Source organism: Streptomyces sp. NPDC058295, assembly GCF_042880655.1.
GTDB classification, from domain to species: Bacteria; Actinomycetota; Actinomycetes; order Streptomycetales; family Streptomycetaceae; genus Streptomyces; species Streptomyces coriariae.
The window spans coordinates 381,871-393,998 of record NZ_JBHVYO010000001.1 but is presented as its reverse complement, the minus strand read 5'-3'; the positions used below and the strand labels follow the sequence as shown (position 1 = coordinate 393,998).

Genomic DNA, 12,128 nt, shown 5'->3' with positions numbered 1-12,128 from the left:
GACCGAGTTTTTGGAGGTTTGATGAAGTCCGTCATGCGGAAGGTTGCAAGCTTCGCGGGGGTGAGCGTGGCCGTCACAGCCATCTCCGTGACCGGCGCATCTGCAGCCCATGCGGAGGCCCCCACGCAAGGCTGTCCGTACCCCTACGTCTGCTTCTACGTGGACAACAACGCCCTGCTCGCGGGCACGCCGATCTCGAAGTACAAGGACGTCACCAGTAGTTATCAGGCCGTCACGCCCCGGCCGCACTACGGGGTCATGAACACCCGGAACGACGACGTGGTGTACCTGCGGCTCCAGGACGGCACCTCGATCTGCCTTCCGCCGAACAACTCAACCGTGTTTGCCAACGCCTACAGTGTCACCGGAATAAAGATCTCCAGCAGGTCCACCTGCTGAATTCGCTGGAAGGCCAGCAGGCGCGTCTGATCGCGCCCGCTGGCCGGACGACGGGCAGGGCTGCGTCGTTCTCGCAACTTCACCCGGTTTGATCACGTGATATCTGCAGTGGTGAGCAAGTAAGCGGGATTGCGGGCGCGGCAGCGAAGGCCTCCGGCGATGTCGGTGCGGCCGGCGAGTCGGAGTGCGCCGATGGCCAGGCGCCTCAGGGCGGCCATCGCCCGGGACGGGGCGCCGGTTCTCACGCGGGAGGCAACCTTCTCCGTAGTTGACGTCTCTGGCGTGACGGAGATTTGGGGTACTGCCGCCGACCCTGCAAACCTCACTGCGCCACCCATAACAGTGGCGCCATCCCGTCTCTGTTCCGGCCGTGGACTCATCCCGCCCGATCTGGCGCACGCAGGGCCGTGACCTGCCGCGTTGCCCGGCTACCAACAGGCCTCCGGAGCCGTGTGCGCAGACCCCGGCCCGGGTGGGACACCGGCCAACGCAGCTCCGTCGACCTCACGCTAGGGTGCGCGGCATCAGCAAGCTGGAGGGCCTCATGAGCAAGGATCGATGCGTTGACGACCACGCAGCAATGGCCATGCTGACCTACTCCGCTGTGATCGAGATTCGGCACATGGCTCGACGGCACAAGCCGCTTGCTGGTTGGCCCAACGATGACTATGTCGCATGCATCGCCTGGCTTGCCGACCTTGTTCACAACATTGCCCTGGGTGCGAGACGAGAATCCCGGTGGAAGTCCTGGCGCAAGCGGACGCGCCCCATGGCCTGGACCTGGACTGTGGCCGACCCGGCCGGCCAGGCATGGATCCTGGCGACTCTCGCCAAGAATGGACTGGAGTGGACCCCACCTCCGCTGCTCCCTGGCCAGGCCAATGACATCCACTGCTGACAGCGCCCCGGGCGGGACGTATGTGTCCGCCTCTGTCCGGTCGTCACGGTGGGGGCAACAACACTAAGCTTGTTCTTTAACCTCCGTCCCTACTCTGACGCTCCCCCTAAATGGGGTGATCATGACGGGCTGATCCGACACACTGGTTCGATGCGGCACGATGATGAAGAGCCCTTGTCCGGCGGCAACGTCAGTGATGGTGTCGTTCGCGTCGGGGACACCGTTCGCCGTCCGGCCGGACCATGGACTCCCGCTGTGCATGCTCTGCTTGCCCACCTGCATGAAGTGGGATTCGGCGCGGCGCCTCGCCCACTCGGCATTGACGATCAGGGGCGTGAGGTCCTGACCTTCATGCCGGGAGATGTGGTCTGGCCCGACCGGTTCTCGCTGATGGAACCCGCTCGACAACTGGCTCGCGTGGCACGGCTGATCCGGGACTTCCACGACGCCGTGCAGGACTTCACGCCGCCGTCCGATGCGCGGTGGCAGACGCTGATCCCCGCTGAGGGCAGTGACATCATCGCCCACAACGACCTGGCCCCCTGGAACCTCGTGGTCGGAGGTGAGGCGCGGTGGGCCTTCATCGACTGGGACACTGCAGGTCCCGGCTCGCGCCTGTGGGATGTCGCCTACGCCGTTCACGGGTTCATCCCGCTGTCCGCGCATCCGGACTGGCAGAGCCCGGACGCGGCGGACCGACTGCGAGTCTTCGCCGACGCCTACGGTCTCGCTGAGTCCGAGCGTCGTCGGTTGGTCCCTGTGCTGGGGCGCCGTACGCGTTCCATGCACGACTTCCTGCGCGACCAGGCAGCCCAAGGAGCCCAGCCCTGGGCAAGGCTGTGGGCTGAAGGCCATGGCGACGCCTGGCGAAACGACGCCGAATACATCGAGCAACGCGAAGACCAGTGGATGCAGGCTCTGCTCGCTAGCTGAGGCATCAGTGCCCGTGCCTGGCTCCCGGCGTCGAACGACATCTCGAACTGGATCACTCACCTGGGCATTCGCCGGACATTGAAGCGGCCTTCGTCTGATCATGTGCTCCGACCAAGGTGCACCGATCGAGACGAAGGCCGTGAGGGTGAGTCTGCTGCCTGACGCCGGTCCCGGGGAGGCGTTCGCGCAAGCGTCACGCTTCCGGGAGGACTTATTCGACTGCCTGACCGCGCGCGGGGACGAACTGTTCGACCTCATCGACGCGTTGCTGTGCGCGGACGGTCCGGTGACCTCGCCGGTGGACCTGACGCTGGTGGCCGAGCACCGGCGCGGGCACGGCGCGATGTACGAGGCACTGAACCACGGGAGCGTGGACGTGCCCCGGCTGCGGCAGGTGCTGGCCGGGCTGCCGATGCCTCGGGCCGCTGACGGCCGCCTGGTCCTGGCGGTCGACGTCAGCAACTGGCTGCGCCCCGACGCTCCGACCAGCGCGGACCGCCTGTTCTGCCACGTCTACGGCCGCAGCGGACGGTCCTCGGATCAGTTCATCCCCGGCTGGCCGTACTCCTTCGTCGCCGCCCTCGAATCGGGCCGGACGTCCTGGTGCCAGCTCCTGGACGCCGTCCGTCTCGGTCCCGAGGACGACGTCGCCGAGGTCACCGCCGCGCAGCTCCGCCGTGTGGTCGAGGACCTGATCGAGATGGGCCGCTGGCACGTCGGCGACCGCGACATCCTCATCGTCTTCGACGCCGGCTACGACGCCCCGCGCATGGCCCACCTCCTTGCCGGCCTCCCGGTCGAGGTGCTGGGACGGATGCGCTCCGACCGCGTCATGCGACGGCCGACACCCTCGCTCAAGGAGTACGCCCTGTCCTACCCCCAGGGCGGGCGACCGCCGAAGCACGGCAAGGAGTTCCGCTTCGCCAAACCGGACACCTGGGGTGGGCCGGACGCGGCAACGACGCAGGTCACCGACCGGTACGGCACCGCCCACGCGATGGCCTGGGACCGCATCCACCCCCGCCTGACCACCCGCTCCGCATGGATCGACCACACCGGCGAACTCCCCATCATCGAGGGCACGCTGATCCGCCTTCAGGTCGACCGACTGCCTGGCGGAGGCGACCCGCTCCCGCTCTGGCTCTGGTCGTCCGCCACCGCCCTGAACAGCGAGGACGTCGACGTGCGCTGGCAGGCGTTCCTGAGGAGATTCGACATCGAGCACCTCTTCAGGCTGATGAAACAGACCCTCGGGTGGACCCGGCCGAAGCTGCGGACCCCCCGCGGCCGGCGAGCGCTGGACCTGGCTGATCATCGCCGCGCACACCCAGATCCGCCTCCTGCGCGGGGCCGCCGCCGACCTGCGGCGGCCGTGGGAGAAGCCCGCCGAGCCCGGCCGACTCACCCCGGCCCGAGTCCGCCGGGGGTTCAGAAACCTCCGCCCACATCTCACCTGTCCGGCCCGTGCACCGAAACCCTCAACGCCCGGACCTGGAAGGCCACTTGGCTCGAAGAACCGACGGCCCGCCACCCGCTACGACGTGGGCAAGACCGTGAAACGACCCGAGAGCATCATCGAACGAAACCGACTCAGACCATAAAGAACAAGCTAAGACGTCGTGCCAGAACCGTGCCAGGTCGTGCGGGGAACCACGGGGAATGGCGGGGACCAAGTCGCCGGCCAGTCAGGCCCCGTCGCCGGTCAGCCGCAGGTCAGCCCTGCAACCATCCGTAAAGAACCCGAGCTTCCCAAGCTAATGACCTTGCAGTGGCCAGACCGCAGGCGGTCAGCGCAACGATTCCCGCTCAGCCGGTCTGGGTATCGGTGAGGGGTGCCCCGACGGGGCGAGCCGTCTGAGTGCAGCTTTCGAAGGTTGCGTGAGTACAGGTGGGGGACTCGTGGCGCGCCGCAAAACAGTGATGCAAGTGCTCGCTGAGGCGTACAAGGCGAAGCAACAGGCCAAGGCCGCTGAGTTGAAGCGCGCCCAGCAGAAGGAGCAGAGGGCAGCGAAGGCTGCGGAGGAGCGTCGGCGCGGTCAGAAGCGAGAGGCCGCCAAGGCCGAAGCCGAACATGCTCGCCTGCTGGCCGCAGGGGAAAAGCACCTCAATCGGGAGCAGGCTGCGCAGGCGCGGGAGGTTGCCCGCATCGAGCGGGAGTTGGCCAAGCGCCAAGCCGAGCGGGAGCGCACTGCCGAGCAGCAGGAGCGGGAGCAGACGCGCGCGGAGAAGGAGCGGCAGAAGCAGGCGCGCGAGACCCGCTTGGCGCAGTTGAAGGATGAGGCAGAGCAACGCACGCTCCAGGCCCAGGAGCGCATGGCGGCACTACAGGCTGTGCTGACAGACCGGCCCAAGAGGCTGAAGAGTTGGCACCCGTATGTCGAGCAGACATTCGCTGACCAGGGCCCGCAGGGCGTGGCCGACGCTGTGGAGGAAGTGCTTAGTCGCTCACCGGTGCCCGAGGGGTGCCGAGCGGGTGCGGGAGCGGCTTACGTTCCGGAGGCTCAGCGGCTCCTGATCGAAGTCGAACTGCCCCAGCACGAAGTGCTGCCGACCGTAATGTCGTACCGCGTTGTGGCACAGCGAGTCGAGATCGTCGCCCAACCTCGTAAGGAGTCCGAGTCCAAAGAGGCATACCGCACTCTCGTTGCCCGCCTCGCCCTTCGGGCACTGGACGAAGCGTTTTCGACCACCCCACCCAGTCTCGTCACAACAGTGGTGTTCAACGGGCACGTGAGTGCCAAGGACCGCGCCACCGGGCGGCCGGTTCGGCCTTGCCTTGTGAGTGTGGTTGCCCAGCGCGAGGACTTCGACCAACTCGTTCTGGATGAGCCCGAGCTAGATCCACAGCGTTGCCTCAAATACCTCGGCGCTGTCGTCTCCCGCCATCCGCACGATCTCGAGCCGGTGCCCCCTGTCGTGGAGATCGACCTATCGATGTACCGCATCACTGCTGATGCCGGTGCCGTAGCAGGGCTCGACAGCCGACCCGACCTCCTACAGATGGACCCATACGCCTTCGAGCGGCTCGTACGCGAATTGTTTGAAGCGATGGGCTTCGAGACCTGGCGTACCCAGGGTTCTCGGGATGATGGTGTGGACGCCGTCGCTGTGAAACGTGACCCGGTGGGGACCACGGTCTTCGCCATCCAAGCAAAGCGGTCGAAGAACGCGGTGCCCGTTGAGACAGTCCGTGCGTTGGCAGGAGTGATGCACGACAAGGCTGCAAGCCGTGGGGTCCTGGTCACGACTTCATGGTTCGGCAAGGCAAGCGATGACTTCGCTCACCGAACGGGCAGGATGCAGCTCATCAACGGGCGCAACCTGAAAGCGCTACTCAAGGAGTACCTGAACATGGACGTCCTGATCGGCCTCCCGAAGACACCTCCGGGTTGGCAGGCCTCCGACGTGCAGTAGGCCATTCAGCGTGACCAACAGAGAGAGGGACCCGGATCCCGTCCAAGTCCCTCTCCCAGTGCGGGTTGAACGGGAGGCTGCCCCGCTATCCTCCTTGCCTTGCCAATCGTCCTCCTCAGAGGCTTTGCGGTTCGCTCACCTCCAAGAGGTGACCGCGGCTGGTGGCTACGCGGAGCACGTCTCGTAGGGCTCCGGTCAGTTCCTTTGCCAGGAGCTGCATGTCCTCCGGGCCAGCGTGCTCGTCGCCGAGGGTTTCCGTGGCCTGCTTCAGCAGTTCGGTTGCTGTCTCGAGTTGCTCTGATTCGATGTTGTCGGCCAGGCGAGACATGTAGCCGTCCCTGTCGTCCGTGCTCAGGTAGCAGGGCTTGTCCTCTGGGCCCGACCACGGGAGAAGCCGGAGCTCGTTCTGTGTCGTCATCCTTGCGTCTGCCTCTCATTGCTCACGTGGTGGGTGGTGAAAACCGCGTCGACGCGGTCCCCCGGGAACACCAGAAGCGCGGCCTCGACCACGCGGCCGGCAGCGTCGGCGGCAACTCGGGTGATCGCGAGCACCGCAGTGGTGGGGTTGATCCGAAGGGTGGACGCCTCATCAGGTGTCGGAGGGCGGGCGGAAACCGTCTCCCGGACCTCCACCGACAGAGGGCTCAGCACAGCAAAGCTCTCTTCTGTCCGCATGTATGAGGCGCCGTCACTGAGCGCTTCGGTGGGCTCCAGGTCGCGCGGGACGTAGATGCGGGCCAGGCTGTGCGGGGACTCTCCCTGGTAGCTGATGCTGAGGAACTCGGTCAGCGGGCTGCCGTTCGGGACTCGCAACAGGGCTGCCAGATGACCATTCGCCTCGATCGCAGTGGCGCAGTCCGTGACGCGCAGAGCTGCCTCAGCGGCTGTCCATGGGTCTAGCGTCCCCCAGCCACCGACGTACATGATCTTGCGGAGGCGGAGGCGGACGAAGTTCCCCTTGCCGTGGATCTTCTCGACGAGGCCTTCCCCTTGAAGCACCGCGAGAGCGCTCCGCAGGGTCGCCGTGCTGACTTTGTATTGGCCGGCCAGTCCGACTTCGGACGGCAGGCGTTCCCCAGGCTTGATGCGACCGGTCGCGATCTGAGCCTTGAGGTCATCGGCGATGTCGTGATGGCGAGAACGCATGGGCTGGATCACCGCCTTCTCTGCATCCGCACGGCGACGAGTCGGGTTCGCGTGTGCATGGTCAGCAGCTCGCCCGACTCGAAGAGCAGTTGCTCGGAGCCTTGGGGCAACTGGAAGAGGTTGCTCACCCGGCACGCCCGTCCGCCGACTTGGATGATGTCGCCGCGCTGCACAGTGGTCGAGGTGATCTCGACTGGCTGGGATACCTGTGCGCCGCCGAACGCCCGTTGCCTCACTTCTGCACCTCCGCAGGCGTGGACTGGCTGGACGCCGCGTGGCACGGGCAGTCGCACACCTCGTAGACCACCGGCAGGTCGACCGGCGCCACCGTCGGGGCGGACTCCCCGCAGGCGTGGTGAGTACCGATCCGGCATGCAGTCGATCGGTAGGGGACGGGCGAAGCGTCTGTGATGTGAGGCTGTCGGCGAGGAGGCATCAGTGGACGCCCCCGAGGACCGAGCAGGCCTCGGACGACAGATGGGGCGCCACGACCATCGAACGCCGCGGCCGTTCGCGCTTCTCCCAGGCCAGCACGTACGGGCGGACGAGCGCGTTGTCCTCGCCCGTGAGCGAGCCGGCAGGGTTCGCCCGGTCTGGTCCGCGCCACCGGACGGCCGTCGGTCCCTCTGCGGGCGCAGCGGGCGCATAGACCGGCGACGTCCTGGCGGACGTTAAGGAGCGGCGGTGCCTGCCCTTGGGAAAGTGCCGCTCGCTGGTGAGCGAGACGGCACGGCGGATACGGTTGAGCACGCTGCTCAGCTCCTATCGCTGATAGCCCGGTCCCCCGACGTCGCCCGTCGCGGGGACCGCTTTGCGTACGACCGCCCAAAGGGTGCGGCCGCTCAGGCTGGTGGCGACGAGACCGAACCGGTCAGCCGCGGCCACTACTTCCAGGGCCTCCCGCCATAAGTCAGCGGAGAGCGACTCCGGCATCTCCGCTTCGACCGACGTATGCCGGGGGTGTTCCTCCACTCGCGCGAGAAGCCCGATGGCGGACAGCCGTGCGGCGATGGCCGCCGCGCTAACTCCCGAAGCGGGCACAGGGCAGCCTCCGTCACCAGCGATCACTTTCAGTGAAGCTAGTTAACTAGATTAGAGCTAGTGGACTAGATTTTCCATATGCCTGAGCAGCCGCCCTATCTCCGCATCGCCGACGCACTCCGGCAGCAGATCGCGGAGCACGTCTGGGTACCGGGGGACCGTCTCCCCTCCCGCGCCCAGATCGGCCAGGAGTACGGCGTGGGCGAGAACGTGGTGCGCCGGGCACAGGAGTTGCTGATCTCCCAGGGTGTACTGGAAGGCCAGGCCGGATCCGGCACCTACGTCGCCGAGCCCAGGCAACGGGTGCGGGTCGTTCGCTCGTCGGCACGAGAGCAGCCCGAAGGGTCCCCGTTCAGCTCAGACATGAAAGCTGTCGGCAGACAGGGGTCTTGGGAGAGCCGGACCGACGCGAAGGTGCCGGCACCCGCCGAGATCGCCGCGCGTCTCGGCATCGCCGACGGTGACCTGTGCGTACGCACGACCTACGAATTCCTTGCCAACGGCAGGCCTGTGCAACTCTCGACGAGCTGGGAACCGTACGACCTCACCGCGGGCACGCTCGTGGTTCTTCCTGAGGGAGGGCCGCACGCCGGGGCGGGTGTCGTGAACCGCATGGCCGCGATCGGCGTCACCGTCAGCCACGCCGTGGAGCAGCCGGAGCCTCGACAGGCGACCGCCGAGGAGGCATCGCTACTGGGCGTCCAGAAGGCATCGCTCGTGACTCACATCCGACGGACGTACTACAGCGACCAGGGGCGGCCCGTCGAAACGGCGGACATCGTCGTGTCCGCTGCTCGCTGCGAGATCGTCTATGAGATCCCGATCAACCCGTAGCCGACGCAGGCAGGCGACAGCTCAACTGACGCCCACCAGCCCGCCGCGCCCTCAGCTCTCCTCGCCCTCGACCAGGCCGACGGCGGAGGGGAACGACTCCAAGAACTCGCGCCTCGCAGGGCCCTGCTCCGCGTCAGCCAAGTCCGCGAGCGCCTGCACGAGTCGCTCGCGTTGGCCACTGGGCAGGCGCAGCAGTTCCCCGCCGACGCTCTCCATGATCTTCACCGCGGAATCGGGATCCACTTCGTCGTCCCCGCAGCTCTCCAGCCACCACACGACATCGACGAGCACGCCGGCGAGTGCCGGCACGAGCGGATCCCTGTCAGTCATGCGTGCACCGTAGCCGAGCCCTGTGACAGCGCCCCGCAGCTCTGTGAGTTGCCGACTGCCCGCTCCGTTAGGGTCCAGCACATGACCAACGACGCCCCGGCCTGCCCCGATTGCAGCCAGCCCATGGAGTTCGGTGGCCTCCTACTGTCCAGGCGGGAGGACGACGGCCGACGCACCTGCCGGTCGCTGTGGAGATGTGCCGGTCGGCATGCCTGGTGGGGCTGGGCCGACCGGCCGGAGGAGCCGTTGGAGGCCTGCCCAGTGCCGCAGCTGTTCCGCTGACATCCAAGTGCGCCCGAGATGCGTGGACGTAGCCGAAGCGCGTTCGTATCCTCGTCGGTCGAATGCGTGTCGAAGTCGCCGAACGTCCGGAGTCGGTGCCCGGAAAGGGCCAGGTCAGGCCCGCCCATCCGGTGGTCAGCTCAAGCGCCTTCTAAGGGCTTGGCCGCAGGTTCGAGTCCTGCCAGGGGCGCAAGTCTCCGCCCTCCCTTCGGGAGGGCTTTTTGCTGGGGTTCCGCGTCGGCGGTTCCGCGTGCGAAGTCTGGCCGGTTCTCGGCCACGCCGAGGACGCGGAAGGACACAACGGGCCACGACGAGCCACAGAAGGCTCCAACAGAAGGCTCCAAGGCTCCAGAAGACGGCCGAAGTATCCGGCCGCCGCAGGCCGGGACGGGCCGGGACTGAGCGGGACTGACCGGGTGGGTGGTCAGCTGTCGTACGCGGCCAATGCCTCCGAGCCGTCGTGCACGGTGACCCGCAGCCAGCCGGCCTCCCCTTGCCCCTCCCCCGCCCTCGCCCCGGTGACCGCCACCGCCAGCGTCGCGGGATGCATGCCGTCGACGACCATGTCCGCCATGCTCATGTGGGGCCGGGTGGCGAGGCGGTCGGGCCAGGCGAGGACGGCCGGTGATTGTTCGGGACCGGATACCTCCAGCTCCCGCAGCGGCACCCCCAGGCCCACGCCAAGCGCTTTGAGTACGGCTTCCTTGCGCGTCCAGGTGCGCAGGAAGGCGGGCTGCCGTTCGGGGGTCGGGCGAGCGTACAGCGCCGCCAGTTCCGCGTCGGACAGGGCGACGCGGGCGGCGGAGTCGACGTCCATGTCACCGCGGCACTCCTCGACGTCGAGGCCCACCTCCCCGCCCCGGCAGACAGCCACGCCGACCGACGCGCCGCTGTGGGTGACGGAGAAGGCGACGGGGAAATCGTAGGCAGGAGGGGTGCCCGGAGGGCCGTCCGGTGGTGGCGGCGCAAGGTGGACCTTGCCGTGTGGGCCGCCGCAGCGTGGACACACGCGGCGCAGGGGGACGTCCGCCGGGGGCAGCCCGAGCAGTTCGCCGAGGACCAGGCGGCTGAGGGCGCAGCCGACCAGGAACCGTCCCCTGCCCGCGGGGTCGACGGTCGACTCGTACCGGACACGTTCCACGGGATCGAGGAGTGTCAGCAGACCCGTCCGGGCGTCCTCCAGACGGGCCCACCACACCTGCACCGGGTGTCCTGTCACAGCGCCTCGTCCTGGTTCGATGATCAGCCCACACCACTACACTCCTGCTCACACCACACCACACGAGGGGCAGCCGCATGCGACTGCACACACAGGAGTGGGGAACGGGCGAGCGCGTCGCCGTCCTCGTTCACGGCATCATGTCCGACCACCGCACGTGGCACGAGCTGGTCCCGGTCCTGACCGGACGGGGGTACCGCGTCCTCGCCGTCGATCTGCGCGGGCACGGCGTCAGCGCGCGCGGGGAGTACGAGCCCCGGCTCTTCGCCGAGGATCTCCTCGAGACGCTGCCGCACGCCCCGGAAGTGGCGCTGGGCCATTCACTGGGCGCGCTGGCCCTGGCCCTCGCGGTGGCGGAGCTGCAACCGGCCCGCGCCGTCTACTCGGAACCGGCCTGGCAACTCGCCGGGGCCCACGGGTCCCTGGACCCGGCCCTCTTCACGCTCTTCAAACGCTCGTCCCGCGCTCTGGCCGCCCTCTCCCGCCCGCCGCGCAACGGGGAACCGGACGAGCGACTCGAGGAGCGGGCCGCGGCCGAGCGGCAGGCGCTCGACCGCTGGGACGAGAGAACGGCGCTCGCGCTCTCCTCCCACCGGCACATCGACCACACGCCGGAGAAGGCTCTGGTGCCCTCTCTCGTCCAGACCTCGGACCCGAGCCTGCTCGTCAGCGCGGAGATGCGGGCGGAACTGGCGCGGCGCGGTTTCGAGGTGCGTACGGTGCCCGACGCACCGCACGCGATCCACCGGGACCGGTTCGACGCTTTCGTCGAGTCACTGTCGGGGTGGCTGTGAGACCTGCGGCCGAGCAGGTCGGAAAGCATTTCAGTGAACCGGTCGGACCGGTCGGACGGTCGGACCAGTCGAATCCGTTGGACCGGTTCGATCGGTTCGATCGGTTGCCGCACTCGAACGAGCCGAACCAGCCGAACCAGCCGAAGGGGTCGGGCGGGTCGAACCAGGTCAGTGAACCGCGCGCAGCATGCGCGTGACGTTGATGCGCGTCGGCGAAAGGCCGACCTCCACGCTCTGCATCATCCGCTCACCATTGAGTCGGCCATAGGCGAGCAGGTCGACATTGGCCAGGCTGAATTCGGGCCAGGTGTGAATGCTCAGGTGCGATGCGGAAAGCAGGAGAATCGCGGTGACGGCACCGTTCGGGAAAACGTGCGACGCCTCGCCGAGAACCGTGGCGTTTCCCTTTTCGGCGGCCGTGCGCAGCACCTGGAGGAGGCGCTCCTCATCGGTCAGGATGCTGTGATCGCTCACCCACACATCGACTGCATAAGAGCACAGATCGTCGACGTTTATACCCTCGGTGGCGAGGTTGGCGGAGTTGGTCATGGGGAACCGGGGGTGACGAACCGCTGCCCCCGTCTCCTTTCACATAGATCTGCGCTGGTCCGCGCGGCCAAAGGGGAAGGTTGCGAGGCCGGTAAGCGGCGCTCGATGGTACCCAGCGTAGCATCCGGGGCGCTCCAGGGCTCGCGCGTGCACCGCGCCAAGGGGAGAGGAGGGGGTCCGGAGGATTCACCCGAAAATCCACCGTATCCGTTCCGGGAACCCTTTTCCAAACCTTCCCGTAAACATCACGGCGACGTGGCGAACGGAATTCCGTACGGAACGTGCGAGG

The 12,128-nt window shown here is 67.4% G+C and carries 14 protein-coding genes and 1 pseudogene; 8 read left to right on the top strand and 7 right to left on the bottom strand.

The annotated features are described in order from the left end of the window. The first annotated feature begins 33 nt into the window (after nucleotides 1-33). The 5 genes and pseudogenes from ACFVYS_RS01765 to ACFVYS_RS01745 all read left to right on the top strand — a co-directional run bounded on the left by ACFVYS_RS01765 (nucleotide 34) and on the right by ACFVYS_RS01745 (nucleotide 5,644). Complete coding sequence (locus tag ACFVYS_RS01765; RefSeq protein WP_389497815.1) at nucleotides 34-399, top strand: hypothetical protein; 366 nt, start codon at nucleotides 34-36, stop codon at nucleotides 397-399. 544 nt (nucleotides 400-943) lie between these two features. Next, a complete protein-coding gene (locus ACFVYS_RS01760; protein ID WP_389497813.1) occupies nucleotides 944-1,297 on the top strand; it encodes a hypothetical protein in 354 nt (117 codons plus the stop codon). Nucleotides 1,298-1,447: 150 nt separating this feature from the next. Next, entirely contained in the window at nucleotides 1,448-2,230 is a 783-nt protein-coding gene (locus tag ACFVYS_RS01755) for a phosphotransferase enzyme family protein (protein WP_389497811.1), read from the top strand. A gap of 145 nt (nucleotides 2,231-2,375) precedes the next feature. Further along, a pseudogene (locus ACFVYS_RS01750) lies at nucleotides 2,376-3,831 on the top strand (NF041680 family putative transposase). 298 nt (nucleotides 3,832-4,129) lie between these two features. Further along, nucleotides 4,130-5,644 (top strand): restriction endonuclease, encoded by a 1,515-nt coding sequence (locus ACFVYS_RS01745; protein ID WP_389497809.1) that lies wholly within the window; start codon nucleotides 4,130-4,132, stop codon nucleotides 5,642-5,644. Between the two features lie 115 nt (nucleotides 5,645-5,759). Here ACFVYS_RS01745 and ACFVYS_RS01740 read toward each other — a convergent pair whose 3' ends face one another. The 3 genes from ACFVYS_RS01740 to ACFVYS_RS01730 are packed head-to-tail and all read right to left on the bottom strand — an operon-like array spanning nucleotide 5,760 to nucleotide 6,978. Then, nucleotides 5,760-6,062 (bottom strand): hypothetical protein, encoded by a 303-nt coding sequence (locus ACFVYS_RS01740; RefSeq protein WP_389497807.1) that lies wholly within the window; start codon nucleotides 6,060-6,062, stop codon nucleotides 5,760-5,762. Next, nucleotides 6,059-6,790, bottom strand: a complete 732-nt coding sequence (locus ACFVYS_RS01735; protein ID WP_389498032.1) for a GntR family transcriptional regulator — start codon at nucleotides 6,788-6,790, stop codon at nucleotides 6,059-6,061. Before ACFVYS_RS01735 ends, ACFVYS_RS01740 begins: the two co-directional genes overlap by 4 nt. An 8-nt stretch (nucleotides 6,791-6,798) precedes the next feature. Further along, nucleotides 6,799-6,978, bottom strand: coding sequence for a hypothetical protein (locus ACFVYS_RS01730; protein ID WP_389498031.1), 180 nt, complete (start codon nucleotides 6,976-6,978; stop codon nucleotides 6,799-6,801). On the opposite strand from ACFVYS_RS01730, the gene ACFVYS_RS01725 reads away from it, so the two are divergent. Further along, entirely contained in the window at nucleotides 6,892-7,092 is a 201-nt protein-coding gene (locus tag ACFVYS_RS01725; RefSeq protein ID WP_389498029.1) for a hypothetical protein, read from the top strand. The genes ACFVYS_RS01730 and ACFVYS_RS01725 overlap by 87 nt on opposite strands. A gap of 460 nt (nucleotides 7,093-7,552) precedes the next feature. On the opposite strand, the gene ACFVYS_RS01720 is transcribed toward ACFVYS_RS01725, so the two are convergent. Then, nucleotides 7,553-7,831, bottom strand: a complete 279-nt coding sequence (locus tag ACFVYS_RS01720) for a hypothetical protein (protein WP_389497806.1) — start codon at nucleotides 7,829-7,831, stop codon at nucleotides 7,553-7,555. 78 nt (nucleotides 7,832-7,909) lie between these two features. Here ACFVYS_RS01720 and ACFVYS_RS01715 point away from each other — a divergent pair, with 78 nt between their 5' ends. Next, on the top strand, nucleotides 7,910-8,665 hold the full coding sequence (locus ACFVYS_RS01715) for a GntR family transcriptional regulator (protein WP_389497804.1): 756 nt from the start codon (nucleotides 7,910-7,912) through the stop codon (nucleotides 8,663-8,665). A 51-nt stretch (nucleotides 8,666-8,716) separates the two neighbouring features. On the opposite strand, the gene ACFVYS_RS01710 is transcribed toward ACFVYS_RS01715, so the two are convergent. Beyond that, entirely contained in the window at nucleotides 8,717-8,995 is a 279-nt protein-coding gene (locus tag ACFVYS_RS01710) for a hypothetical protein (RefSeq protein ID WP_389497803.1), read from the bottom strand. Between the two features lie 706 nt (nucleotides 8,996-9,701). Next, a complete protein-coding gene (locus ACFVYS_RS01705; RefSeq protein ID WP_389497801.1) occupies nucleotides 9,702-10,496 on the bottom strand; it encodes a 4'-phosphopantetheinyl transferase family protein in 795 nt (264 codons plus the stop codon). Nucleotides 10,497-10,573: 77 nt separating this feature from the next. On the opposite strand from ACFVYS_RS01705, the gene ACFVYS_RS01700 reads away from it, so the two are divergent. After that, complete coding sequence (locus ACFVYS_RS01700; protein WP_389497799.1) at nucleotides 10,574-11,290, top strand: alpha/beta fold hydrolase; 717 nt, start codon at nucleotides 10,574-10,576, stop codon at nucleotides 11,288-11,290. 168 nt (nucleotides 11,291-11,458) lie between these two features. Here ACFVYS_RS01700 and ACFVYS_RS01695 read toward each other — a convergent pair whose 3' ends face one another. Then, entirely contained in the window at nucleotides 11,459-11,839 is a 381-nt protein-coding gene (locus ACFVYS_RS01695) for an S-adenosylmethionine decarboxylase family protein (protein ID WP_020132946.1), read from the bottom strand. Nucleotides 11,840-12,128 lie beyond the last annotated feature (289 nt).